The organism is Roseibium sp. SCP14 (assembly GCF_040329475.1).
In the GTDB taxonomy this organism is placed as follows: Bacteria; Pseudomonadota; Alphaproteobacteria; order Rhizobiales; family Stappiaceae; genus Roseibium.
Genome location: NZ_JBDZYH010000002.1, coordinates 872,117 through 897,174 on the forward strand (window position 1 = coordinate 872,117; position 25,058 = coordinate 897,174).

A 25,058-nucleotide genomic window follows, 5' to 3' on the forward strand; every position below is an offset into this window, starting at 1 on the left:
TCCGGAGCGATTTTCATGAAAACCCACACTCAGGTTGTTGTCATCGGCGGTGGCGTTGTCGGCTGCAGCGTTCTTTATCACCTGACGAAACTTGGCTGGAAAAACGTGACGCTGGTTGAACGTGACGAGTTGACGTCGGGGTCCTCGTGGCACGCAGCCGGTGGTTTTCACACACTGAACGGCGACCCGAACGTGGCGCAGCTACAAAGCTACACCGTCGATCTTTACAAGGAACTGGAAGAGATATCCGGCCAGTCCTGCAGCCTGCACCTGACCGGAGGTGTCATGCTTGCGGATACGCCCGAGCGCATGGATTTCCTGCGTCTGGCCCAGGCAAAGGGCCGGTACCTGGGAATGGACCTTGAACTGATCTCGGTCGCCGAGGCCAAGACAATGTTCCCGATGCTGGATGAAAGGCACTTCATCGGCGCATTGTGGGATCCGATCGAGGGACATCTGGATCCCTCGGGAACGACCCATGCCTATGCCAAGGCCGCCCGTGTCAACGGCGCGACCGTCTACCGCCACACCAAGGTGGAGGAACTGGTCCAGACGCCGGACGGGACATGGAACGTGATCACCAACAAGGGCACGATCCACGCCGAACATGTGGTCAATGCCGGAGGCCTGTGGGCGCGCGAATGCGGTCGCATGGTCGGCATAGAACTGCCCGTTCTTGCCATGGAGCACATGTATCTCCTGACCGACGAAATGCCGGAAGTCGTTGCGCACAACGAGGCAACCGGCAAGGAGCTGATCGGAGTTCTCGATTTCGGCGGAGAAATCTACACCCGGCAGGAAGGCAAGGGCATGTTGCTGGGCACCTACGAACAGAACAGCCGCCCCTGGAGTCCGCGCGAGACACCCTGGGATTTCGGCCATGAACTTCTGGCGCCCGACCTGGATCGCATCGCCCCGGAGCTGGAAGTCGGCTTCGAGCATTTTCCGGCCCTTCAGAATGCGGGCATCAAACAGATCATCAATGGCCCGTTCACCTTTGCCCCTGACGGCAATCCGCTGGTCGGGCCGGTGCGTGGGCTTCGGAATTACTGGGTTGCCTGTGGGGTCATGGCCGGTTTCAGCCAGGGCGGCGGCGTCGGCCTGACCCTTGCAAACTGGATGATCAACGGCGATCCGGGCTATGACATCTGGGGCATGGATGTCGCCCGATACGGCGACTGGGCAACGCTCTCCTATACCAATGCCAAGGTGCAGGAAAACTACCGCCGCCGCTTCCGTATCCGCTTCCCCAATGAAGAACTGCCCGCGGGCCGCCCGCACCAGACCACACCGCTTTATGACAGAATGCTCGCCCAAGGCGCGGTCATGGGAGACAGCTGGGGTCTGGAAACGCCGCTCTGGTTTGCCCCTGAAGGCACCGAGGCAAAGGACATCTTTTCCTTCCACCGCTCCAACGATTTCGAACCGGTTGGAGCAGAATGCCGCGCAGTCCGCGAAAGCGTCGGCATCACCGAAATCGCCAACTTCGCCAAATACGAGGTTTCCGGCCCCGGTGCGGAAAGCTTTCTGTCCCACCTGATGACCAACACCATGCCGAAAACCGGCCGGATCGTCCTGACCCCGATGCTGAATGAAAACGGCAAGCTGATCGGCGACTTCACGATCGCCCGGGTCTCGGAGGACAAGTTCTACATGTTCGGTTCTTCCCAGGCCGAGGTCTATCACATGCGCTGGTTTGAAAAGCACTTGCCGACGGACGGTTCGGTAACACTCAGAGCCATCAATCTCGGCTGGGTCGGGCTGTCCATTGCCGGCCCGAACGCGCGCAAGGTGCTTGAGAAAGTCACCGGCGACGATGTTTCCAACGAGGGTTTCCGTTTCATGGATTTCCGCGAAATGGATGTTGCCAACGCACCCTGCAAGGTCAATCGCATCACTTACACCGGTGACCTCGGCTACGAAATCTGGATGACGCCGGAATACGAACGGCAGGTCTATGAGGCGCTGATGCAGGCCGGAGCCGAGTTCAATATCCGGAATTTCGGCATGCGCGCTTTGCTCGCCATGCGTCTTGAGAAAAACTTCGGCACCTGGTTCCGCGAGTTCCGCCCGATCTACGGACCATTCGAGGCGGACCTCGGTCGCTTCGTGAAGCTCGGCAAGGACGATTTCATCGGCAAGGAAGCTGCCCAGAAGGAATTTGACGAGGGCCCGAAACGGTTGCGGGTCAGCTTTGTTGTCGACGCTTCTGATGCGGATGTCATGGGTGATGAACCGATCTGGCACGACGGCAGGGTGATCGGCTGGATAACGTCCGGCGGCTACGGACACCATGTCAGAAAGTCGCTTGCGCAAGGCTACGTCCCTTCGGAGTTGGCAACGGACATCAGCGCAGGCGCGTTCGAGATCGAAATCCTTGGTGAGCGCTGCAAGGCCACCATCATCGAGGAGCCATTGTTCGATCCAAAGGCAGATCGCATGCGCATGTAAGTCCACGAAGAAACTTTGTGAAGCCAACGAAGGAGGAGCGGAGGCTTTATGAACTCGGAACATTTCGGCCGGCACCGGCGCAAGATCATGCCGGCGGTTCTGCCCGCCCATCCGGGCAATCAGGCGGACTACGAAGCCTTGAGCGCCTACGCCACGGAAAAGGCAACCGCACTCAATCGCCATGTACTGGGCTACGGAGATCTGGCCGAGGGCGAATGGGTTGCACTTGGGCTTGATGCTCCGGACCTCGACGCCATAAGAAAGTATCGGCTCCGGCGGATCCGGCAGCAACTTGAGAAAAACGATCTTAGCGCTGCAATCCTCTGCGATCCGCTGAACGTTCGCTATGCGACAGATGCAACCAACATGCAGGTCTGGAGCACCCACAATGCCGTTCGCTACACTTTCGTCGCGCTGGATGGCCCGGTTATCGCCTTCGACTTTCACAATTGCGAACACCTGTCGGCGCACAATCTCCTGGTCGACGAAATGCGCCATGGGGTGCCCTGGTTCTACTTCGAAGCCGGCCCCCGTTCTGCAGAGCTGGCACAAAAATGGGCCAATGAACTTGCCGGTCTCGTCAGTAGATATGGCGGCGGGAACAATCGCATTGCGCTCGACAAGGCCCGCCGGGAAGGTGTCGCGGCACTTGAAGGCCACGGCCTGGAAATCCATGACGGCGAAGAGGTCATGGAACTTGCCCGCGCGATAAAATGTTCTGACGAGATCAAGGCGATGCGTAGGTCGATTGCAGCCTGCGAAGCAGCCATGCGCGAGATGGAGACGGCCCTCACGCCCGGAATGACCGAATGGGATCTCTGGTCTCTGCTGCACAAGGGCAACATCAGACGCGGAGGCGAATGGATCGAGACCCATCTTCTCGCCTCGGGGCCGCGGACCAATCCCTGGTTCCAGGAGGCCTCCGCGCGGGTGATCGAAGCAGGCGATCTCGTCGCCTTCGACACGGACCTCGTCGGGCCTTACGGCATGTGCTGCGATATCTCGAGAACTTGGTTATGCGGCGATGACCAGCCGACCAACGAACAAAGATCGCTCTACCGGATGGCCGTCGAGCAGATCGAAGCGAACATCGCGACTCTGGCTCCGGGCCGGACCTTCCGGGAGCTGTCTCACGACTCGGTGAGCCTGTCGCAGGACTACCTCGCCAACCGTTATTCCGTGCTCTTTCACGGTGTCGGCCTGTGTGACGAATACCCGGCGGTCCCCTACCCGGAAGACTGGGAAGGCGGCGGCTATGACGGTGTCCTGGAACCCGGCATGGTTGTGTGCGTGGAAAGTTATGTCGGCCGCCATGGCGGCCACGAAGGTGTCAAACTGGAAGAACAACTGCTGATCACCGAAACCGGATACGATCGACTCAGCAGCTATCCGTTCGACGACAGACTGATGGACCGCCGTGACTGACGGCCCCGACCGTGGACAGTCGTTATTTTACGCGGACAACCTTGGCACCGAGCTGGCGCGCATAGTCGTAAGGTGACAGCATCGGTGCCACGGCCACAAAATTGGTTTCGCGAACATCAGTGAACTTCAGATCGAGCGGTGTTTTTCCGCCCGGATTGACAATGACCTTGCGGGTCGGCGGTACGGCACGGAAAACAAGAACACCTGCTTCCTTGGTAACAATCGCACCATAAGGCTCATTGTGCAGGATACGAACGGTGCTGCTTTCAGCCTGAGCGGTTGTGCCAAGAATTGCGAAGAGACCGGCTGCGGCCAGAAGCGTTTTAAAAACCATTTTCATGACGCATCTCACTGTTAATTATTTATTTACCGAGAATCGTAACCTTTCATTAACTTATGCGCCAGTGTTTCTGCTGCGTTAACCAAGAAAAAACAACGTCTCGAACGAAAATTCGAGGCGATTGTCTTATATTGATACACTTTTAATCTTAGGCCACGGCATTCGTATGGATCTCAACACCGTTTTCAACGAAATCCGCGTTGGCCATCGGCAGGTCCGGACAACACCACTGGGGCATCAACCTGTCCTGGAAGTTTGTGGATCGGTTTCTATTTTAGAATAGGCCTGCGCCAGCCATTGCGGATAAAAAACAATCCACCTCACATAAGTACTTTCTGATAACGGTGTGCGGATGAAAAGAGACTTGGATTGGGATCACCTGCGAACCTTTCTGACGGCCATGCGCACAGGAAGTTTCCGCAAGGCGGCCGAAAAGCTCGGCGTCAATCACGGCACGGTCCACCGTGCCATTTCAGCGCTTGAGGCAGATCTCGGAACGCGCCTTTTCGACAGAACCACCAGCGGCCTGCAGCTGACCCAATCAGGAGAAGCCCTGATCGTCCCTGCCGAAGAAATGGAGGCGCAGGCCAACACCATCAGCCGGAAGATTTCCGGACTGGACCTGGTACCGTCCGGAACAATTCGCCTGAGCCTGCCCCCGGTCATGTCTCATGAGCTTCTTTCCCACATGCTTTGCGAGTTCTCGAAAAGCTATCCGGAGATCTCGGTTCGCACGATTTCAACCAATCGCGTCTCAAACCTGCAAAAGCTCGAGGCTGACATTTCGCTGCGGATTGCCCTGAATGTCGATGAGGACCTGCTTGGGCGCAAGCTGATCAGGTTCGTTCAGGCGATCTATGCCTCGCCGGACTATCTGGCGCTTCATCCCAACATTCTGGACAATGGCGGCGACGGCACGCAGTGGATCGCCTGGAACGACACGCATGACTGGGTGGCGTCCAGCCCGTTCCCCAAAGCCAAGGTCCGGCATGTGCTGCCGGAAGTCTCCATGCAGATCGAGGCCGCGGCGCAGGGTCTCGGATTGATCAAGGTTCCCGCCTTTGCCGGGGATGCCGATCCGCGCATCATCCGCGTTCCGGGCATCCCCTTGCAGAACGGTTACAATATCTGGCTGCTCTATCACGGCGATCTTCGCCGCGTCGCCAGGGTGCGCGCATTTGTTGATTTTGCCTTCGAGTATTTTGCCCGCAACAAGCAGCGTTTCATCCAATAGGTTCAGACACCGCCGGAAGAGAACGAATGCGCTAACTCCTTTAGCAGTACTCTCTCAAGTAGGCTGAGCGAGGCTCAGTTCCTTGAAGCACTCTTCCACATGTTCCGCAAAAGCATGGCTCGCCTTACCGGCCTTGGGCCGCTCGGTCATGATGATGTGATAGTCGCCGATTTCCGGCAGACCGTGCCGCTCGTCCAGAACCTGAAGAGGGGGCTCGACGACGCTGGCCGGAAACGGTGCGATTGCAAGATCCGCCAGCAGCGCGGCTTCCTGTCCGGCACTATGGAAGCTTGTGTAGGAGATCCGGTAAGGCTTTTGCGCGTCATCCAGCGCCACCCGGGCCGCTCTTCGCCACGGGCAGCCTGGCGTCGAAACAGCCAGCGGCAAGGGATCGCGCTCATAAGCAATGCCGCCTTCGAGCCCGACCCAGACAAGCGGCTCCGTAAAGACGACCTCGCCGCCTGTTGCCAGACCGGTTCCGGGCCGTGCGGTAAAAAGCGCCAGGTCCAATGCACCCTTCTTGACCATTTCATCCAGCTTGGGGCTGCCGTCCAGGTGCACGTCAACGTTCACCCCCGGATGGGAACGGGCAAATCTGGAAAGGATGTTCGGCAAGAGCCGGGTCCCGAAGTCCGACGGCGCCCCGAACCGAACCTCTCCCTCGACCTCCGGCGACACGAAAAGCGAAACCGCTTCTTCGTTCAACATCAGGATCCGGCGCGCATATCCAAGCAGACCTTCGCCTTCCGGCGTCAGACGAACAGTGCGGCCTTCACGCGCGAAAACTGCGACACCCAGCAAGGTTTCAAGCTTCTTGATCTGCATCGAAACGGCCGAAGGTGTGCGCCCTACAAGATCGGAAGCCTTTGTAAAGCTTGACGTTTCCGCGATAACAACAAATGTGCGGTAAAGTTCCATGTCGATGAGCGGAGTTCCCGCACTCGGTAATTTTTCCATACGAGCGACCTTCGAGCCATTCAGTTCAATTTTTTTGAACGAATAGATGAATACTATTCGATTGATTGAAACGCAAATTATGCCCATATAGCGATCAAGCGGCCCGTTATTTCAATGCAGTGGACCGCATTTCCAACAATCGAACGTATCAGGATTGGGAACGCCATGACCTATCTTGCACAAGCCCTGCGCACTAACCTTATGGGTGTTGTTTCCGGCCATTCCGCTGCTGAACTGGCCAAGATGAATTTTGCTCTGCGCATGCGCGAAGCAGCGAAAGAGCCGAGAACCGTTCGCTAAGCAGAATCGGTTTTCATCGCGGACTATGCCAGCGCTGGATATCCCAGCGCTTCGGCTTCCTGCTCCATTTGCAGAATGCCGTCATAGTCGTCGAGCGAGAGTTTTGAAAAGCCGCGAATGCCCAGGCGCTCGCGGCTTTTTGCCGTTTCGGGCGAAGACAGAACCATCTTGACCGTCTCGGCGATCAGATCCGCTTCCGTCTGTGAAAACTGCATGGAGGTGATGAACGGCAGCCCGGAAGCCGGCGCGGTTTGCGCAATCGGCCTGAGCTGCTCGGTCAACTCCGGGATTTCCTGACAGGCGAGCCCCCAACACACCGCATCTATGCTTGCAACATCGGCCTTGCCCTCGGCGACCGTCCACATCGAAGCCAGATGGCCACCGCTTCTTGTCACTTCCGCGAAGAACTCCTGTTCTTCGGCAATATGGGCGACGGCGTGACGGAAGGTATTCATGCCCGATTGGCTGTCCGGTCCGTTGAAGGCAGCACGTTTGCCTTTCAGGTCCGGAAGGCGCTCGAACGGGCTGTCCCTGTGCACAATCAGATGGCTGCAATATCGCGGCCCTTCACAGCCGTCAGCCGAATAGTGGGGAGCTCCCAACAGCCTGACCTTGCCCTTGAGCGCATGTGTCAGTGGATAGCCACAGGTTTGCGTCAGTAGAACGCCTCGCTGCCGCCAGATATCCGCCTCGCTGATCTCCTCAGGCCAGGGAACGAGGTCATCCGGTTCAAGACCAAGCGCATCTGTCAGCGCCTCATGGAGCGCTCGTTCCAGGTTTTCTGTTTCCTGACGCACTTCAGGCCAGTCATACATGGCAAGGCGAACGGGATGATACCGGCGTCGACTCAAGAGACTCTCTCACCTGAAGTCAGTTTCTTGGAAAGGGTCCTGTGCCTGAGCGGATGGGCAACAGGCTCCTTCACCTTGAAAAGATAATGTTTCGCCAGTTCAACATAACTCGCAAACACATAACCCTCGTTTCGCCTCTGCCAGTCCGCCCGGGCATTCCGGTAGATCTTTGGCAATTGATACCAGGGCGCACGCGGATGCGCGTGGTGAACGACATGCAGATTGTTGTTCAGGAACAACAGGGAAAAGATCGGACAGAATTCCACGATGACGGAGCGCGCCTCAGCATTCTCATGAGCTCTGTGTTCTGCATAGGTCCGCAGCATCAAAAGGCTCATTCCCGGATAAGCAATGGCGAGAGCATAAAGCCAAACCGGCATACCGCCAACGAGAACGACAAAAAGAACAATCGGAACCAGTCCGGCCAGATGATGAAGCCAGGCCCGCAGGACCACCTTGTCACCTGCGCGCAGCATACGGATCTCAGAACCGTAGAAACCGATCAGGGACACCGCCGGCCCGATCGTCAGGCGCCCGAGCAAAGTGTTGTTGAGTTTCAGGATAGTTTTGATGACGGACGGCAGACGGTCCCACTCGCGCCAGGCGAGATAGAAGCTCTCGGGGTCGTCATACGGGTCGGTCAGCCGGTCATTGTTGTGGTGACGCAAATGCAGGGATTTGAACCGGCGATAGGGAATGAAGAGCCCCAGGGAACAGTAGACAAGGGCTTCGTTCACAGCTGGATTGCGGGTCGGATGTCCATGCAGAACTTCATGCTGCAGGGAAGATTGCAGCGTCACGATTATCGCCGCAAGCGGACAGACCATCCACGCTTCCAGTTCCGAATAACTGCCGACCAGCAGCATCCACGAAAATCCCGTAAAGGCTATCAGGGCCACCGTCGGCCATTCCCCAAACTTCATGCCCCGCACACTTTGCTCCAACCACTTGCGTTATGGCGATTTTGAAAGTCGTCCCAATGCAGGACCGCATATTCTTCTGGCTTGAAAGCGCATTTGTGCGGGCCCTTACCTTGATCAGTTTGAGCGCGCATCGTCTTGATTACAACTAGAGACTATGGGACAAATTCTACATAGTTTTACAAAATCATCATATTGGTGATAAAAAATAACTATGTAAGTTATTTTCACCAATTCATCAGTTAAATTCACACTGTTCGCGTATTTCAGACCTTAAATTGACGCATATTCTTCTGGACAAATCAGGAGCAGTCGCCTGTCCTGACAGAGGAACAAAGGAACCAGGAAATGCCCCCAGCGCACTCCAAGGACACCGAGGTCATACGCTTTGACGCCATCATAATCGGCGCGGGAATCATTGGCTGCGCAATAGCCTGCGAACTTGCCCGCAAAGGCTACAAGACATTGAATGTCGATACGTTGCCGGCCGCCGGTTACGGGTCTACGTCCAGCTCGGCCGCGGTGATCCGGACTTACTATTCGACGCTGGATGGAACGGCGATGGCCCTGGAGGGCTATCATGACTGGAAGAGCTGGCCGGCGGATCTTGATGCGGACGGTCAGGAGGAACTCGCGCGTTTCATCGATACCGGCACAGTTCTCATGAAGACCGCCGGAGACAAGACGCTCGGACATGTTCTCAAACATTCCGACACGCTCGGAATTGCCTACGAGCACTGGACCCCGGCGCAAATTGAGGAAAACCTGCCCGGCTGCAATCTGGAGTGCTTCGCCCCTGCCAAGACGATGGACGACGAGACTTTCGGCATGCCGACGGGCGGCAAGATCGAAGGCGGCGTCTATTTTCCTGCAAGCGGCTACGTTGACGACCCGCAATTGGCTGCAAGGAACCTCAAGGATGCTGCGGCACGTCACGGTGCAGCGTTCCGTTTCAACACCAGGGTTGTCGGCATCAAGGTGACCGGGAACAGGGTCACGGGCATAGTCTGCGAAAATGGCCAGACATTCGAGGCCGGTATCGTCATCAACGCTTCAGGTCCTCATTCGGGCAAGGTGAACCGACTGCTTGAAGGCGAAGTAGGTGTCCGCATCGGCCTCAGACCTCTCCGCCAGGAAGTGGTGCAGATCAAACCGCCTGAGAGTCTTGGCTATTCTCGGGAAGGTCTCATTGTCGCCGATGGTGACGTTGCCTGTTATGTCAAGCCAGGCAGCGGTGGGCAGTTGATGATCGGCAGTCTCAATCCGCCCTGCGATCCGCACATTGAAGAGGACCCGGACGACTTCCGACGCGATCTCACCGATCGTGCCCTGACCTACGCATACCGCTATTCTCAGCGCCTGCCGGAGCTTGGCGTCTCTCAACACCCTCTCGGCATCGCAGACCTTTACGATGCCACCGACGACTGGCTGCCGATCTATGACCGAAGCGATGTCAATGGCTTCTATCTGGCCATCGGAACCAGCGGCAATCAGTTCAAGAACGCCATGGTCGCCGGACGCCTGATGAGCGAGTTGATCGAATATTGCGAAAGCGGCAACGATCATGACAGCCACCCATTCCAGTTCGCCCTGCGGCATGTTGAACACACCATCAATACCGCGACGTTTTCCCGAAAGAGGGACCTGACCAAAGAAAGTTCGTTTTCGGTTTTGGGATAGCCCCGTTCAACGCAACCTTGTTCCGGATCAACAGGAATTCGGTCTTGGCGGGAGACAGCAAATCAGGGTAATCATCCGGGTCCCTGACTATGAGGAGCGATCCGGTGGCCTGGTCCCCGCAACAAGATGAAGCCTTGAAGGAGGCGGCTGCCTGGCTGAAGCGGGGTGACCGTCAGGTTTTCCGTCTCTTCGGATTTGCCGGCACCGGAAAGACAACGCTTGCCCGCCATCTTGCTGAAGGCATCGACGGCGACGTCTGTTTCGGCGCCTTCACCGGCAAAGCAGCCCATGTTCTGCGGCAGAAGGGCTGTGAGGACGCCGGTACGATCCACTCGCTCATCTATCGCCCGCGCTCTTCCAAGGAGGAAGAGGACCTGGATGACGACGACGAGGATGCCGGTCCGCAATTCGCGATCAAGCGGGACAGCGCAGCAGCAACGGCAAGCCTGATCGTCATCGACGAATGCTCGATGGTGGACGAAGAACTCGGCAAGGATCTGCTTTCCTTCGGCACGCCTGTTCTGGTGCTGGGTGACCCGGCACAGCTTCCCCCCGTCAAGGGCGGCGGCTACTTCACCGAGGCGGAGCCGGACGTGATGCTGACGGAAGTTCACCGGCAGGCACAGGACAATCCGATCGTGCGCATGTCCATGACCATTCGCGACGGCGGCACGCTCGACTACGGTGAATTCGGTGAGAGCAAAGTCATTCATCGCCGCGAGATAGACAAGCAGCAGATCCTGGCGACGGATCAGGTACTCGTCGGCACCAACAAGACCCGGCGCCTTTATAATGGCCGCATCCGCGAACTAAAGGATTTCACCACGCCCATGCCGGCGGTTGGAGACAAACTCGTCTGTCTGCGCAACGACAAGACCAAGGGTCTTCTGAATGGCGGGCTCTGGAACGTGAAGCGGCTGCGGCAACCGCGTGGCAATACATTGCGCTTTGACGTGGTCTCGGAAGACGAAATCAGCAAGACGACGGTGAAGGTCAAGGTGCTGCCCGCCATGTTCGAAGATGGCGCCGAAAGCATCCCCTATGCGATCCGGCGCAAGGCGGATGAATTCGACTATGGCTACGCGCTTACTGTTCACAAGGCGCAAGGATCCCAATGGGACGATGTCATTCTATTTGACGAAAGCTGGGCGTTTCGTGAACACAAGAGCCGTTGGCTTTACACGGCTGTCACAAGGGCAGCCGAACGCATCACTGTCGTAAGGTAGAAGTATCCGGTTCATCGGTCATAATGCGGGAGGGACCGCAGACCGGCAATGCGCTTAGGCCTGTTTCGATGAAGATCTTCAAGTCGGCATCCGACGCTCCGCTGCGACCAAGCATTGCAATGGCCGAGAACTGACCGTCCAGAAAAGTTGCTGCACGGTCGACATCTGCATCCGAGGGCATTTCCCCGGCTGCGACCGCCTTGATGAACCGTTCCCTGATCGCCGTATAACGGGACTCGCGCAATCCGTTGACCAGCTCTTGATGGCGCTCGGAACCATAGGTGCAATCGACAAGAGCGTTTACGAGAAAGCACCCCGAAGGCGTGCTGCGATCAAGGGTCAGATCCGCAATCGCGCCCAGAAAGTCGCGAAAATCATCGATGAAGTGCCGGCGGGCTTGCTGGAGCCGGCCGAACACGGGACCGCCATAAGTCTCGAAATAATGCAGCAGCGCTTTTTCAAACAGCGCTTCCTTGTCGCCAAAGGCTGCGTAAAGGCCAGGCTTGGCCATTCCTGAGGCTTCCGAAAGATCGTTCATGGACGTTCCGGAATAACCGTTCTGCCAAAACGCGATCATGACCGAGTGAAGCGCGTCTTTGGTACTGATTTTCCTTGGCCGTCCCCGTGCCATCGGTCTGTGCTCCTTTTAACAAACCGGATATCAAGATCATGCATGAGCGGTCATCAAGGACGCGACTACTTCAATGCGTCCGCACCGCTCTATGTCGAGAGCATTCAATCACGATAATTTGGTCAAAGAATAGCTGCAATTGCCGTACGTAGAATACGCATTTTATTGCACTTCGTTCAAGACACAGTAAAAAAACAACCAAAAGATGTAAATCATTCCCATTCTTCGCGCAGGCGATTCTCCGCTGGGACAGAAAGGATTGTTAAGATTTCGGTTTTCCGGCTTCCTTCTTCTTCCCTTCCGGCCAATTGGCAGTGGACGGTGCGGCTCTGTCTCTTTTCCGCCCGATTAAGGCGGAATATCTTCTGCGGCTCAAAAGTTTCCAATCTCGAAAGTCACCGCGTCAATGGTCAGCCTCACACACTCCGATCCGACACCGACAGGCTCAAAGACTGTCCTTTCAGCAGAAACGGCACTTCGCATCGCCCATCGCATCGCAGATGAAATCGGCTGCAAGGCGGGTCAGGTCAATTCGACCGTGCAGCTCCTCGACGAAGGCTCGACTGTGCCTTTCATTGCTCGCTATCGAAAGGAAGCAACGGGCGGACTGGACGACAGCCAGCTGCGCAAGCTTGAAGAGCGGCTGATTTACCTGCGCGAACTGGAAGACCGCCGCGTCGCGATCACCAAATCGATCGACGAACAGGGCAAGCTTACGGATGACCTGACCAGAAGCATTCAGGCAGCGGAAACGAAGTCGCAACTTGAAGACATTTATCTGCCATACAAGAAAAAGCGTCGCACCAAGGCCCAGATCGCGCGAGAAGCCGGACTGGAACCGCTCGCCGATCTTTTGCTCGATGACCCTTCGAAGACACCGGAAACTGAGGCAACCGGCTTTATCGATGAGGAAAAGGGCATTGCGGATGCCAAGGCAGCCCTGGACGGTGCCCGGCAAATCCTGATGGAGCGGTTTGCCGAAAACGCGGAACTGGTGGGCCGCCTTCGCCGTTACCTGGAAGAACGGGGTGTCGTCCAGTCCAAGCTGATCGACGGCATGGCGGACAAGGGCGCGAAATTCGCCGACTATTTCGACTATTCCGAGCAATGGTCAAAAATCCCCAGCCACCGGGCTCTTGCTCTTTTCCGTGGCCGGAACGAGGGCATCCTGTCCGTTGATCTGACGGTTGACGCCGATGATGTGTCTCCCGTCCTTCCCGCTGTGAAAATGGTCGCGGACACCTATGGCATTGCCGATGCCGGCCGTCCGGCGGACAAGTGGCTGATGGATGTCGCACGCTTTGCCTGGAAGGTGAAACTTGCACTCCATCTTGAACTCGATCTGATGGGTGTCTTGCGCGACAAGGCCGAGGAAGAAGCCATTCAGGTTTTTGCAAAGAACCTGAAGGATCTTCTGCTGGCCGCACCGGCAGGTGCGAAGGCAACGCTTGGACTAGATCCCGGCATCCGCACCGGTGTGAAAGTCGCTGTTGTGGACGATACCGGCAAGCTCATCGACACGGCGACGATCTATCCGTTCCAGCCGCGTAATGATGTTTCCGGGTCACGGGCGACCCTGCTTGCCCTGATCGCAAAGCACAAGGTCGGCCTGATTGCCATCGGCAATGGCACGGCAAGCCGCGAAACCGATAAGCTTGCTGGCGACGTCCTTTCCGACATTCCCACCGGGCAACGGCCGGTAAAGGTCATTGTCAACGAGGCGGGTGCGTCCGTCTATTCCGCCTCCGAACTGGCAGCGAAGGAAATGCCGGACATCGATGTCTCCCTGCGCGGTGCGGCCTCCATTGCGCGGCGTCTGCAGGACCCGCTGGCCGAGCTGGTCAAGATCGAGCCGAAATCCATCGGCGTTGGGCAGTATCAGCATGATGTCAACCAGACCAAACTGGCCCGTGCGCTTGATGCTGTTGTCGAAGACGCGGTGAACGCGGTCGGCGTTGATCTCAACACCGCTTCCCCGGCCCTGCTCTCACGCATTTCCGGCCTTTCCGACAGCCTTGCCAAGGCCGTTGTCGAACACCGGGATTCGATTGGACGCTTCGAAAAAAGAACTCAGCTGAAGGATGTTCCGCGCCTTGGCGCCAAGGCATTCGAGCTGTGCGCCGGCTTCCTGCGGATCAATGACGGCAAGGAACCGCTCGATGCTTCTTCCGTCCACCCTGAGGCCTACCCGCTGGCCAAGCGGATCGTGAAAGCCTGCGGCCGCGATGTGCGCCAGATCATGGGCGACAACTCTCTTCTCAAGGGTCTGGATCCGGCCGAATACACGGACGAGAAATTCGGCCTGCCGACGGTGAAGGATATCTTCTCCGAGCTTGAGAAACCCGGCCGCGACCCGCGCCCGGAGTTCAAGACCGCAGCTCTTCAGGAAGGGGTTGAAGAGATTTCGGACCTGAAGCCCGGCATGAAGCTGGAAGGTACGGTCACCAACGTCACCAATTTCGGCGCATTCGTGGATGTCGGCGTGCACCAGGACGGCCTTGTTCACGTGTCCCAGCTTGCTGACCGGTTTGTCGATGACCCGCACCAGGTCGTCAAGGCCGGTGACATCGTCAAGGTCACCATTCTGGAAGTGGACGTACCACGAAAGCGTATTTCCATGACCATGAAGTCCCAGGCCGACTATCAGGGCCAGCGTGAGCGTTCGGACAGGGACCGCGGCGGACCTCAGGGACGAGGCCCTGGCGGCAGAGGTCCCGGTGGACGCGGCCCAGGTGGCAATGCGCCGCGCGGTGGAAAGGGTGGACCGAAATCCTCAGGCGGGGACGGCGGCAACAACGCCATGGCAGCAGCGTTGGCGGCGGCGATGAACAAGAAACGAAAGTGATCTTTCGTCAGGCGAAGACTTCCGCTTCAGCAAGCGGAAGTTCGCCTTGTTCTCGCAGGTCCTTGATGTAGGCATTGCAGATTATTACTGAGAGCAGCGCATCGCAGAGCGCACCGATCAGATTGGAAATCAATAGCAACAACCCACCAACTACATTCACTTCGCCAGCGGCGTTTATCGGCATCATCTCGAGTTCAGTGAATTCAAATACGAGGAAGATTGCCGTCGACACGAGTACGGCCGGCACCAACAGGAAGAGCATTCGAGTCAGCAAGTACCCGGCTTGGCGGCCTGCCCTGTGAATCGAAGAGATAATTTGGGGTTGAATTTCAAGCAACTGTGCAGGCAAGGCAGAGCCGAACAGAAACAACGGCAATATAAAACTTACAAATAATCCCGTCAGGACCGAAACAAAAAGCGTGCTCTGGTACGCAAAATCTTCTGGAAACATTTCAACTGAAAGAACAATTCCCCAGCCCATCAAGAATGAGGGGAGAAATAGAAGTAGAATGTATCTCAGCACAAACTGGCGCTGAGATTTTCCGAAGAACCCTGTCTCTGGCTCCAGACCTAGTAAATTGATGCACAGATGATAAACAAAAACAGCTCCCACAAGTGCACTTGGGATATCCCAGAACCACTCGCTTTCGTAACGCTCAGACAAAACATCAATACCGCATGTGACACCCAGGTATGTGAGTACGAGAGATCGGCATGCTTGCAAGGCACCAAACGCCTGCGAAATAACGTTGGTTTTCTGGTCCACTCCAAACACCTGTTTTCTGCAATTGTTGCCGGCATTCACTCAAAACAATCAATAACAATGCAGAGAAAACACAATCTTAAGTTAAGCGTAATCTCGAATCCTGGCCGCTTGCCCGGTTCAACCGGAATCCCGTTCCCGGGACCGGTATTGCGCAACGTTGAACCGTGTCCCGCACCGCTTTGAGCAAAACCGCTGTCGTCCGGCTTTGGTCTTGTCATGGAATACCTCTTCGCAGGGAGCGGACTGACAGACCCGCACTCGCTCGGGTGCTCCCTGCATCAGAGCAAAGAATCCGAGGGCACTCCACGAAACCAGACGCTTGACGGCCGACTGTTTTTGCCCGGGAAATGCCGAAAGCTTTCCTTCGCCATCTTGTCCCAGTTTCCAGTCTGACTCGAGCGCCGTCTCAAGACCTTGCCAGGTTGACTGATCATTCTCCAATCCTGCCGCAAAATCCAAGAACGCCTTACGCAGGATATCCCGGTGCGGGCGGAGTTCCCTGCCAATGCGCACCGCATCTTCCTTCTCTTCAAGCAACGGCTGAAGAAACTCCGTCGCAGTGTCTGCATCTGCGAGACTGTCGACCGGTTCGCGCATGGGGTCATGCGTGTTGGCGAGATCGATCGCAAACGACATCGCCTCTTCCAGCGAAATTAATGTAAGCGGTATTTTCATTTTAAATGATTACTCATTATGTTAGTAAGCGTTATTATACAGAAAGAGGCTTACACATGAAACCGTCTGACATCTCCCTTTGGCGCATGTCCACTGCGATGGCTGCTTCCGGCCTCGGCATCACACTAATGAAAATCGCCTTGCCCACCCTGACAGGGACGATCGGCTATTCGGCCACCGTTATTGGTCTGGTAACAGGCGCAATCACAATTGCCTGGCCGCTATTTGGCCTTGTTGCAGGCTGGAGCCTCGACCGCTTTGGCCGCATTGCCGGTTACCGAGCGGGCACGCTTGCAGCAGGGTTGGCCGCATTCACTTTTCTCATTTTCACCGAAACGGTCGAGCAGCAGATTGCACTGCTGTGTATTCTGGGCCTGCTGGTCGGACTTGGGGAGGTTCTGACTGAAACCTCCGGCCAGACCATCGTGCCGGATCTGGTTGATAAACACAGCCTGCACCTCGGCAACTCCATGCTCCAGGGCGCCAAGATGGTGGCGGCGACGTTGCTCGCGCCTTTCCTGATCGCCCAGCTTCTGGCACCTTCCCCATCGGGAGTTTTTCTACTGGCTGCCGCCGCAATCACTGTCAGTTTCTTCGCCTTGCCGAAACCCGCCCGCAACACGCAAAGCGCACAAAGGGGTGTTCAGGGTTTCTTTGACGGCGCACGGTTCTTGCTTCGATCTCCTGTACATCGACGGATCACGATGTTGCTGATGGCGATGTCAGTGTCCTGGGGAGCCTGGATGACCCTGATCATTCCCTATGCCCTGTCCGAAGCACATTTGAACATCGGGGTACCGGGCATCGGTTACGTCATGACCGCGATGGGGTGCGGTTCCCTGATCGGCGCGATTTTCTATCAGCCACTCAGGACCCGGTTGGGCGATTTCAAGGTACGCGCACTCGACCCGATCGCAACACTCATCTTCATTATCGTTCCGGCTGTTGGTTTCGGTCTCGAAGCGGTTCTGCTTTCCGCACTGGTGGCGGGCGTCGGCGGCGTGACATGGTCCATTTCGATTGCTGCCTTTCAGCAGGAAACCGTTCCGCCAGCCTTGCTTGGACGGACGGTTGCCGCATATCGCTGGATAGGATGGACAGGTTTTTTTGCAGGCTCAAGCGTAAGTGGCCTTTGTGCCGACATCTCAGGACTGCAAACAGCATTCTTTCTCTTCGCAGCCCCGGCAGTACTCGCTCTGGTCACATATCTCTTTACCGGCTTCACAACGCTGCCTGTTCAAGATCCCGGTGCTCCCTCTGAAATCGCCGACTGAGAAGTGCACGTCGAAAAGCAGGCAGAGCCTGTCACGTTCGTCCGCTCCGGAGCAGCAGACGCAATTGTGACCCTGCTCACCTCCACCAAGGTAAGACCAGCCAATGGCCAAGAAGGCCATTTAGTTGTAGCGTTTAGGAGATTGGTTCAAGCGCGACAGTCTTAGGTATGAAGGAACAGGAACCGAACGAGAACTGGCCCAACCAGGACATCGAGTCCGGAACCCTTGGCGCGCTTGCTCACCTCTACAGAGCCGAAGTCTTCCGCAGCACACATTGGCGGACGCGTCTCGACAACACCACAAACTGGGCCGTCGTGACCACCGGCATCGCACTTTCCGCGACTTTTTCCAACAAGGACGCCTCACCGCTTCCGATGGTTCTGGTGGGCCTGTTGGTGACGGTGTTTCTGATCCTCGAGGCACGTCGATACCGTTACTACAACCTGTTCCGCGCTCGAGCGCGCCTGATGGAATCGGATTTCTACGCTCCGATCCTCTACGGCCGAAAGGTTCCCTGGGGAGGTTCCTGGAGCAAGATGCTGGCAGACGACTACGAGCTGCCCCATTACCACATCAGTCTGGTCCGTGCGGCCGGCCGAAGGTTGCGCAGCAACTATTCCTGGATCCTGGCGATCCAGGCTGTCTCCTATTACGGCAAACTGGCAATCCATCCTGAACCGCTGACCACGCTTTCGGAAGCCTTCGACCGGGCTTCCATCGGTGTCATTCCGGGAAGTTGGGTCATGTTGGCGGGGGTCTTTTTCCATGCCAGCTGGGTAATATTCGCCATCGTCACCCTGAGGCTCGATCAGATCTACCGCGCGAAGCGGAAGTCGCCGATGGAGCAAATTTGATCCATCCGTAACCGCGCTCAGAAACGGTCAGCCGCAAACGGGCTCACATCGATTGCCGACGGCTTCTTCTCAATCATGTCCGCGATCAGTTCACCGGTAACAGCAGATTCCGTCAGACCGTGATGCGCATGACCAAAGGCGTAAAAGACACGGCCATGGCGTGATGCCGGTGAAATGACCGGCAGACTGTCGGGGATGGACGGACGATAGCCCATCCAGCGCTCGCCGCCCTCTGTTTGAAGGTCCGGATAGAAAAGGCGCGCCTTGGCCACCATCGCATCGACCCGCTTCCAGTTTGGCGGCAGATGAAGACCGCCGAATTCCACCGCGCCCCCGACACGCAAACCGGTCGAAAGGGGACTGATGACAAACCCGTGCCCCGGCAGCATGATCATGCGCCTAACCCGCACACCGGGCTCGGAAACGGTGATGTTATAGCCACGCTCCGTGTCGAGCGGGATGGCATCTCCGAGCTGTGCGGCCAAGGTCTTCGACCACGCCCCACAGGCGATCACAAGGTGCTGGGCATCAATCTTCCGGCCATCCTTGAGAAGAATACCGCAGCCTGCATCCTGTGGCGCGAGCCCAGCGATATCCCCCACTGCGAATTCGACACCCTGCCCTTTCAGCCAATCCGCGATGGAAAGGCACAGGATTTTCGGATCGTCCACCTGCATCCAACCCGGAACAAGGGCGCCACCGACGACCCTTGCGGACAGGTCCGGTTCCAGGTCACGAATAGCGCCGGCATCGAGTTCTTCAATTGAAATGCCGAATTCACGCTGCTCGTCCCAACCTTCTCTCGCACTTTTCAAGGAGGCCTCGGCATCAAAAATTTCCAGGCATCCGTCCCGCCGCACCTGGTTATGCGTTCCGGAGGCACGCCATAGCCGTTCCCAGGCAGGCAGGGCGGCACCATTCAAATCGGCAAGTGCCTTCGTGCTGCTTTCAACGCGTTTCGGGTTGGAAGCTACCAGAAATCGGATCATCCAGGGCAGGATCTTCAAGGCATAGGCCGGACGCACGGTCAGGGGACCGAGCGGATCAGCGAACCACTTCAGCGCCTGTTTCCAAAGTCCGGGAGACGCAAGCGGGGCAACATCCGTCCAGGCAATGGCTCCTGCATTACCCTGACTCGTTCCGGCCGCCGGACCTTCCCGGTCCAGAACCGTCACCTCAAACCCGCGCTGTACGAGATTTGCGGCAACAGCCAGACCGATGATGCCTGCCCCTGCCACGTAAACATGCCCTTTTCTCATGAAAGCGTTCAAGCAAGCTTTTGTTGATTTGGCAATAGCGGGAAGCCCTTACGAAGTTCACATCACCCCGGGAGCAATCGATATTCTCTGGCACCTTCCCTCAAATCAACAACTGATATATTTACAATACATCTGAAAGCGAAAGGAATTCGGAACCCATGACGGGAGACCTCAGTCAATCCGCCCAGGCTTATCGGCAACTGGAAGAAGGCATTGTGACCCTGAAACTGAAACCGGGGGAAGCGGTAACTGAAGTGGCCCTCGCACAGCGCCTGGGATTGGGAAGAACTCCTATCCGGGAAGCTCTCCAACGGCTCAGCTGGGAAGGCCTTCTGACGATCCGGCCCCGTCTCGGCGTCATCATTGCGGAGATGAACCCGTCCGATTTCATCAAGGTTCTGGATGCAAGGCACGCCCTTGAACGCCTGGTCGTCGGCTCCGCCGCGCGTCTTGCCAGTCAGGAAGAGCGCAAGACCCTCGAGGGCTGCGCCGAAGACATGCGTGAAGCCGCATCTGTTCCCGATGTTGAAGAATACCTGCGTCTCGACAAGGCTTTCGACGAGGTTGTTGCCCAGGCCGCGTGCAATCCGTTTGCGGCAAAGGCGCTGGCACCGCTCCAGACCCAGTGCCGCCGGTTCTGGTACCGGCATTTCGGACAGGCCGATCTGAACCCTGCGGCCTGGAGCCACCTGGAGGTTATGCAGGCCATCGCCAACGGCGACGAGCATGGCGCCATGGAACAGGTTGAAAACCTGATGTTTTATCTGCGGCGGCAGGCAACGGCCCTCTTGAGCCTGCCCAGATAGATTCCACCGCAGCTGGCTCAAGCTGCCCTAGTTCTGCCCGGCCAGTTCTGTTTCGCGATCCTGCACGTCTTCCGACTTTAGGAGCCAGGAAAGGAGCGCCAGCGCCAGCGCTGCGCCAATCAGTTCAGCGACAATGAACCCTGGAAGGTCCACGGGACGAATGCCCGCAAACGTATCGGTGAAACTGCGGGCGATTGCGACGGCGGGATTGGCAAAGGAAGTTGAGGCCGTAAACCAGTAGGCTGCGGTAATGTACAACCCGACGAGCCAGGGAACAGCGGCTTCACGGAACCTGATTCCGGCCAGAATTGTAGCAAGAAGTCCGAAAGTCGCCACGACTTCCGCGACCCATTGCGCCGAGCCGGTACGTACGGTGGTCGAAGCCTGCCAGACAGGCAGGTCAAACATCACATGGGCGATCAGCGAACCTCCGATACCGCCGGCAATCTGCGCCGCGACGTAACAGACGCCGATTGCCAGGGACAGTTCACGGCGCAGCCAGAACACGAAAGTGACCGCAGGATTGAAATGCGCTCCCGAGATGGGACCGAGAATGGTGATCAGAACCACAAGGATCGCACCGGTCGGGATGGTATTTCCAAGCAGCGAGACCGCAACATCGTCGGACAGGTTGTCAGCCATGATTCCGGAGCCGACAACGGTGCCGACGAGCATGGCCGTACCAAGCGCTTCGGCTACCAGCCGCCGCGACATACTGAATTCAGACATTTCCTGTTTCCTGGACATCGGATGCAGTCCCGATGGCTGCAAGCCTGGTTTTGCCGTCATCGGCAGTAAAGACTTCGTCGCCAAGCGCCAGCATGGCATTGATGCGGCACTCCAGGCGATCATAGGCCAGATCGAAGGCACTGCCGCGTGCCGCGTCGTCCCCTTCGACAGACGCCGGATCGGGAATGCCCCAATGCACGACAAGCGGATGACCCGGCCAGATCGGACAGGCCTCTCCTGCCGCGCTGTCGCACACAGTGACGATGAGATCCATTTCCGGTGTATCCGGACCTGAGAATTCCTCCCAGCTCTTGGACCTGAAACCATCCGTCGGCAGGCCGCGTCTTTCAAGACAGGAAAGAGCATCCGGATTCACGGTTCCTCTGGGGGTCGAACCTGCAGAAAAGGTTGTGAACCGGCCCTCGCCGAGATAACGCAACAGCGCCTCACCCAGAACCGATCGGGCCGAGTTGGCCGTACAAACGAACAAAACATTGCGCATAAAAGATTGCCCTGTTGGAGAGTTGAGCGTCAGCACGCCTCATTGTCAGAACACGCCCCGGTTCTGGCGATGTTCATGATCGGCGCGCAAAGTTCGGGATTACCGCCGCAGCAGTCCTGCAGCAGGTAGGTCACCAGAAACTGCATCGTACCCAGATCCGCCCGGTAGTGAATTGACCGCCCGTCCCGCTCGGAATTCACGAGCCCGGACCGCGACAAGGCAGCCAGATGGGTCGACAAGGTGTTCGGGCGTACCTTGAGCGCATCCGATATCGCCCCGGCAGTCATGCCTTCCTTTCCCGCTTTCACCAGCAGGCGAAAAACGTCGAGGCGTGTTTCCTGGCCCAGGGCGGCCAATGCGTGGAGTGCATCTTCTTTTTCCATATTTCGAGAATACTCGAATTATGGAAAAATACAATTCCAAAAGCGCACCAAAAGCGACTAAACGCCCCGGAAAGCAAACATTGCGTGGGCCATCACAGCCGCCGTGAGGAAAGCCGTCAGGGCGAACACTGCCTGATATCCCCCCAACGCGTAAGCCGCACTGGAAGCTGCCAGGCCAACGGTCCCGCCGATGATCTGCGAGGTCATGGCGATCCCTCCACCCTGGCCATGCTTGCATTCCGGCAACGCCTCGGCAATGGCAGCTCTTGTGGGCGTGAAAAGAAAGGGAAAAGAGAGACCGGCAATCACAAGACCGGGCGCAAAGAGAAGCGCATTTTTCATCGGCTCCGTCACAAGCAACCAGATAGAGGACACAAGCAGAAGCGTCAGCCCGCAGGTAACAAGCCGCCTTTTTGGTGTCCTGTCTGCGATCCGGCCGCAAAACGCAGAGGCCGGAGGCGTCAGGACGGGTGCCAGCATGACCAGCACGCCTGCCCACAGCGGCGTGAGCTTCAGCTCCGTTTGCGCATAAAGAGCGACGAAAACAAAGAGAGGCATCTTGGCGTATTGCGTCATGAAAAGCGTGAGGTTGCTGGCCGTAAAGACAGGACTGGAAAACAACCTGACTTCAATCAACGGAACGTCGAGCCTCGACTCCACCCGGAAAAACAGTCCCAGCAATGCAACACCGGCAATCAGACATGTCCAGATCACCGGACTGTTCCACCCCCAGCTATCAGCTTCCATCAGCGCAAAAATGGCAAAGCACATTCCCGAGGCGATCAGAACAAGGCCCAGCCAGTCAATTCGTTCCCCCCGCGGCCGATCGACATCACGCCAGGTGATCGTGACGATGACACCTACCGCAACAGCAACAAAGGGATTGATCCAGAAAATCCAACGCCATGAAAGCAGGTCGGTGAAAAGACCGCCCACCAGGGGACCGAGCGCCAGAAAAATCGTCCCGACCGCGCTGCTTGTGGCCAAAGCACCTCCCCGGACGTCCTTTGGAAAAGTCATGGTGATCATCGCCAGGAAAATTGGAAAGATGATCGCCGCCCCAACGCCTTGAAGAGCCCTGGCAACGATCAGGATTTCACCAGTCGGAGCAAAACCACAGGCAATCGAGCACAGTGCAAACAACGTCAAACCGATGAGGAAAACCCGCAGCATGCCGAACAGGTCCGCCAATTTGCCCCCGACCGCCACCAGACAGGCAAAGGAAAGCAGGTAGGCGTTCACCACCCAGTGTCCGGCACTGTCTGAAAGACCAAAAGTTTCCTGAATGGTGGGGAGCGCGATGCCGACAACCGTTTCATCCAGCAAGACCAGCCCGAGGACACAGCTTACGGCGCCCAGCAACCACCACCGGCGGCTCGTTTCATTGGCGAAAAGCATGTCCCTCCCCGGCATATCGTCAGTTGGATGCTGTCCAAGAGCAAGGTTCTCTTGCAGTCCGCGCACTGTTTTCCTGATCTCTGGTCACGAGGTCTGCCTCGCCTGCTCGCCGTGAAAGATAAGCAAGGCAAAACCCAACAACAGCGCGAAAAGCGCAGCTGCCAGACCAAACACCAACTGAAAACCACCCAAAGGCAACGCAGCGCTCGAGAGCGAAAGTCCGATCGTGCCGCCGATCATCTGAAAGGTCATGGCAATCCCGCCTCCCTGGCCGTGTTTGTGCTCCGGCAAGGCGTCCATGATCGCGGCTCTGCTGGGAACCATCAGAAATGGAAAGGCGATTCCGGACAACGGCAACCCGATTGCAAACAGCACCAGACTGTTTTCTGGCGCGACAAGGCAAAGCCAGGCGAGGCACATACCCGTGCCCGAAATGCCGAACAGGGCAAGATTTCTGTAGGGATATTTTCTGGTCAACCGACCGCAGGTCAAAGCAGCAAAAGGTTGCAGGATGGGAGCCAGCATAACCATTGCCCCGGCTTCCAGGGGGCTGAGGCCAAGCTGCCCTTGCGCGTAGAGCGCAACAAAGACAAACAGCATGACCTTCGCGTATTGCGCCATGAAGATGGTCAGATTGCTGCACGTGAAAACCCGACTGGAAAACAACTGCACTTCGATCAACGGAGATTGAAGGCCTGTTTCGATCCGGCAGAACAACACGAGCAAAACGCATCCGGAAATCAGAAATGCCCAGATACCGGGATTATCCCATCCCCAGTTATCGGCTTCCATAAGCCCGAAGACGACCGCGAACATACCCGAGGCGATCAGAACCAGTCCGATCCAGTCGATGCGTCGTCCGGGAGGTCTGGCAACATCGCGAAATGTCAGGCTGACGATCAATCCGATTCCAACGGTAACGATAGGATTGATCCAGAAGATCCAGCGCCACGAAACCAGGTCGGTGAGCAAGCCTCCCACCAGCGGCCCAAGCGCCAGAAACGTCGTCCCGACGGATCCACCGACAGCAATTGCGAAACCCCGCTCCTCTTTCGCGAATGTCATTCCGACCATGGCGACATAGAGCGGAAAGATGATCGCCGCGCCAACTCCCTGTGTCGCGCGTGCTGCGATCAGGAACCCGCCGGAAGGTGAAAATCCGCAAGCGATCGAACTGAAGCCGAAGATGACAAGCCCGGTGAGAAACACGCGCAAGGTGCCATAGATATCGGCCAGTTTGCCTCCGATCGCAACGAAGCAGGCAAAGGTGAGAAGATAGGCGTTCACCACCCAATGCGCTTCCGTGGCGGTCAGGCCGAAATCCTTTTGAATCGTCGGCAGGGCAATCCCGACAACGGTTTCGTCAAGGAGAATGACCCCCAAGACACAGGCAACGCCCCCAAGAAGCCACCATCTGCGGTTTGATTCAGATATCAAAAACAAAAAAATGCTCCTGACCAACAGTCGGGAGTTTATCTGATCATATCTCAATCTGAAACCGGAAGTGGGCAACGCCGCGCATGACAGCTTTTACTTTTGCGCCCCAACAATG

General features: G+C 57.0%; 23 protein-coding genes. 10 read left to right on the forward strand and 13 right to left on the reverse strand.

What is annotated here, in order from left to right:
- The first annotated feature begins 15 nt into the window (after positions 1–15).
- Both ABLQ08_RS11240 and ABLQ08_RS11245 read left to right on the forward strand, forming a co-directional pair.
- A complete protein-coding gene (locus tag ABLQ08_RS11240; RefSeq protein WP_352941887.1) occupies positions 16–2,451 on the forward strand; it encodes a GcvT family protein in 2,436 nt (811 codons plus the stop codon).
- A gap of 48 nt (positions 2,452–2,499) precedes the next feature.
- On the forward strand, positions 2,500–3,876 hold the full coding sequence (locus ABLQ08_RS11245; RefSeq protein WP_352941889.1) for a M24 family metallopeptidase: 1,377 nt from the start codon (positions 2,500–2,502) through the stop codon (positions 3,874–3,876).
- A 22-nt stretch (positions 3,877–3,898) separates the two neighbouring features.
- Here the strand turns inward: ABLQ08_RS11245 and ABLQ08_RS11250 are convergent, their stop codons facing one another.
- On the reverse strand, positions 3,899–4,216 hold the full coding sequence (locus ABLQ08_RS11250; RefSeq protein ID WP_352941891.1) for a hypothetical protein: 318 nt from the start codon (positions 4,214–4,216) through the stop codon (positions 3,899–3,901).
- Positions 4,217–4,568: 352 nt separating this feature from the next.
- On the opposite strand from ABLQ08_RS11250, the gene ABLQ08_RS11255 reads away from it, so the two are divergent.
- Complete coding sequence (locus ABLQ08_RS11255; RefSeq protein WP_352941894.1) at positions 4,569–5,450, forward strand: LysR family transcriptional regulator; 882 nt, start codon at positions 4,569–4,571, stop codon at positions 5,448–5,450.
- Positions 5,451–5,504: 54 nt separating this feature from the next.
- Here ABLQ08_RS11255 and ABLQ08_RS11260 read toward each other — a convergent pair whose 3' ends face one another.
- On the reverse strand, positions 5,505–6,407 hold the full coding sequence (locus tag ABLQ08_RS11260; RefSeq protein ID WP_352941896.1) for a LysR substrate-binding domain-containing protein: 903 nt from the start codon (positions 6,405–6,407) through the stop codon (positions 5,505–5,507).
- 165 nt (positions 6,408–6,572) lie between these two features.
- Here ABLQ08_RS11260 and ABLQ08_RS11265 point away from each other — a divergent pair, with 165 nt between their 5' ends.
- Entirely contained in the window at positions 6,573–6,707 is a 135-nt protein-coding gene (locus ABLQ08_RS11265) for a hypothetical protein (protein WP_352941898.1), read from the forward strand.
- A 23-nt stretch (positions 6,708–6,730) separates the two neighbouring features.
- Here ABLQ08_RS11265 and ABLQ08_RS11270 read toward each other — a convergent pair whose 3' ends face one another.
- A complete protein-coding gene (locus tag ABLQ08_RS11270; protein ID WP_352941900.1) occupies positions 6,731–7,558 on the reverse strand; it encodes a phosphate/phosphite/phosphonate ABC transporter substrate-binding protein in 828 nt (275 codons plus the stop codon).
- Positions 7,555–8,481: a fatty acid desaturase gene (locus ABLQ08_RS11275; RefSeq protein ID WP_352941903.1), complete on the reverse strand. Its 927-nt coding sequence runs from the start codon at positions 8,479–8,481 to the stop codon at positions 7,555–7,557. The genes ABLQ08_RS11270 and ABLQ08_RS11275 overlap by 4 nt, the downstream gene beginning before the upstream one ends.
- Before the next feature lie 345 nt (positions 8,482–8,826).
- Between ABLQ08_RS11275 and ABLQ08_RS11280 the strand changes: the two genes are divergently transcribed.
- Positions 8,827–10,158 (forward strand): NAD(P)/FAD-dependent oxidoreductase, encoded by a 1,332-nt coding sequence (locus ABLQ08_RS11280; protein WP_352941906.1) that lies wholly within the window; start codon positions 8,827–8,829, stop codon positions 10,156–10,158.
- A gap of 104 nt (positions 10,159–10,262) precedes the next feature.
- Positions 10,263–11,384 carry an ATP-dependent DNA helicase gene (locus ABLQ08_RS11285; RefSeq protein ID WP_352941909.1) on the forward strand — a complete coding sequence of 374 codons (1,122 nt, stop codon included), beginning with the start codon at positions 10,263–10,265 and terminating at the stop codon, positions 11,382–11,384.
- On the opposite strand, the gene ABLQ08_RS11290 is transcribed toward ABLQ08_RS11285, so the two are convergent.
- Positions 11,368–12,015, reverse strand: coding sequence for a TetR/AcrR family transcriptional regulator (locus tag ABLQ08_RS11290; RefSeq protein ID WP_352941911.1), 648 nt, complete (start codon positions 12,013–12,015; stop codon positions 11,368–11,370). The genes ABLQ08_RS11285 and ABLQ08_RS11290 overlap by 17 nt on opposite strands.
- A 406-nt stretch (positions 12,016–12,421) precedes the next feature.
- On the opposite strand from ABLQ08_RS11290, the gene ABLQ08_RS11295 reads away from it, so the two are divergent.
- The gene (locus ABLQ08_RS11295) at positions 12,422–14,860 is read left to right on the forward strand and encodes a Tex family protein (protein WP_352941914.1); all 2,439 of its coding nucleotides are present in this window, start codon (positions 12,422–12,424) and stop codon (positions 14,858–14,860) included.
- 7 nt (positions 14,861–14,867) lie between these two features.
- Here the strand turns inward: ABLQ08_RS11295 and ABLQ08_RS11300 are convergent, their stop codons facing one another.
- Positions 14,868–15,626 carry a hypothetical protein gene (locus ABLQ08_RS11300; RefSeq protein ID WP_352941917.1) on the reverse strand — a complete coding sequence of 253 codons (759 nt, stop codon included), beginning with the start codon at positions 15,624–15,626 and terminating at the stop codon, positions 14,868–14,870.
- 117 nt (positions 15,627–15,743) lie between these two features.
- Positions 15,744–16,301: a CGNR zinc finger domain-containing protein gene (locus tag ABLQ08_RS11305; RefSeq protein ID WP_352941919.1), complete on the reverse strand. Its 558-nt coding sequence runs from the start codon at positions 16,299–16,301 to the stop codon at positions 15,744–15,746.
- A 56-nt stretch (positions 16,302–16,357) separates the two neighbouring features.
- Between ABLQ08_RS11305 and ABLQ08_RS11310 the strand changes: the two genes are divergently transcribed.
- Positions 16,358–17,575 (forward strand): MFS transporter, encoded by a 1,218-nt coding sequence (locus tag ABLQ08_RS11310; RefSeq protein WP_352941922.1) that lies wholly within the window; start codon positions 16,358–16,360, stop codon positions 17,573–17,575.
- Positions 17,576–17,742: 167 nt separating this feature from the next.
- Positions 17,743–18,429: a DUF2270 domain-containing protein gene (locus ABLQ08_RS11315; RefSeq protein WP_352941925.1), complete on the forward strand. Its 687-nt coding sequence runs from the start codon at positions 17,743–17,745 to the stop codon at positions 18,427–18,429.
- A 17-nt stretch (positions 18,430–18,446) separates the two neighbouring features.
- On the opposite strand, the gene ABLQ08_RS11320 is transcribed toward ABLQ08_RS11315, so the two are convergent.
- Positions 18,447–19,688, reverse strand: coding sequence for an NAD(P)/FAD-dependent oxidoreductase (locus ABLQ08_RS11320; RefSeq protein ID WP_352941927.1), 1,242 nt, complete (start codon positions 19,686–19,688; stop codon positions 18,447–18,449).
- A 158-nt stretch (positions 19,689–19,846) separates the two neighbouring features.
- On the opposite strand from ABLQ08_RS11320, the gene ABLQ08_RS11325 reads away from it, so the two are divergent.
- Positions 19,847–20,494, forward strand: coding sequence for a GntR family transcriptional regulator (locus ABLQ08_RS11325; RefSeq protein WP_352941930.1), 648 nt, complete (start codon positions 19,847–19,849; stop codon positions 20,492–20,494).
- A gap of 27 nt (positions 20,495–20,521) precedes the next feature.
- Here ABLQ08_RS11325 and ABLQ08_RS11330 read toward each other — a convergent pair whose 3' ends face one another.
- From ABLQ08_RS11330 to ABLQ08_RS11350, 5 genes are all read right to left on the reverse strand, one after another.
- Positions 20,522–21,223 (reverse strand): MIP/aquaporin family protein, encoded by a 702-nt coding sequence (locus tag ABLQ08_RS11330; protein ID WP_352941933.1) that lies wholly within the window; start codon positions 21,221–21,223, stop codon positions 20,522–20,524.
- Entirely contained in the window at positions 21,216–21,725 is a 510-nt protein-coding gene (locus ABLQ08_RS11335; protein WP_352941936.1) for an arsenate reductase ArsC, read from the reverse strand. Before ABLQ08_RS11335 ends, ABLQ08_RS11330 begins: the two co-directional genes overlap by 8 nt.
- A gap of 29 nt (positions 21,726–21,754) precedes the next feature.
- Entirely contained in the window at positions 21,755–22,108 is a 354-nt protein-coding gene (locus ABLQ08_RS11340; protein ID WP_352941938.1) for an ArsR/SmtB family transcription factor, read from the reverse strand.
- Between the two features lie 57 nt (positions 22,109–22,165).
- Complete coding sequence (locus ABLQ08_RS11345; RefSeq protein ID WP_352941941.1) at positions 22,166–23,506, reverse strand: MFS transporter; 1,341 nt, start codon at positions 23,504–23,506, stop codon at positions 22,166–22,168.
- Between the two features lie 84 nt (positions 23,507–23,590).
- Positions 23,591–24,949, reverse strand: a complete 1,359-nt coding sequence (locus ABLQ08_RS11350) for an MFS transporter (protein WP_352941943.1) — start codon at positions 24,947–24,949, stop codon at positions 23,591–23,593.
- Positions 24,950–25,058: the final 109 nt, after the last annotated feature.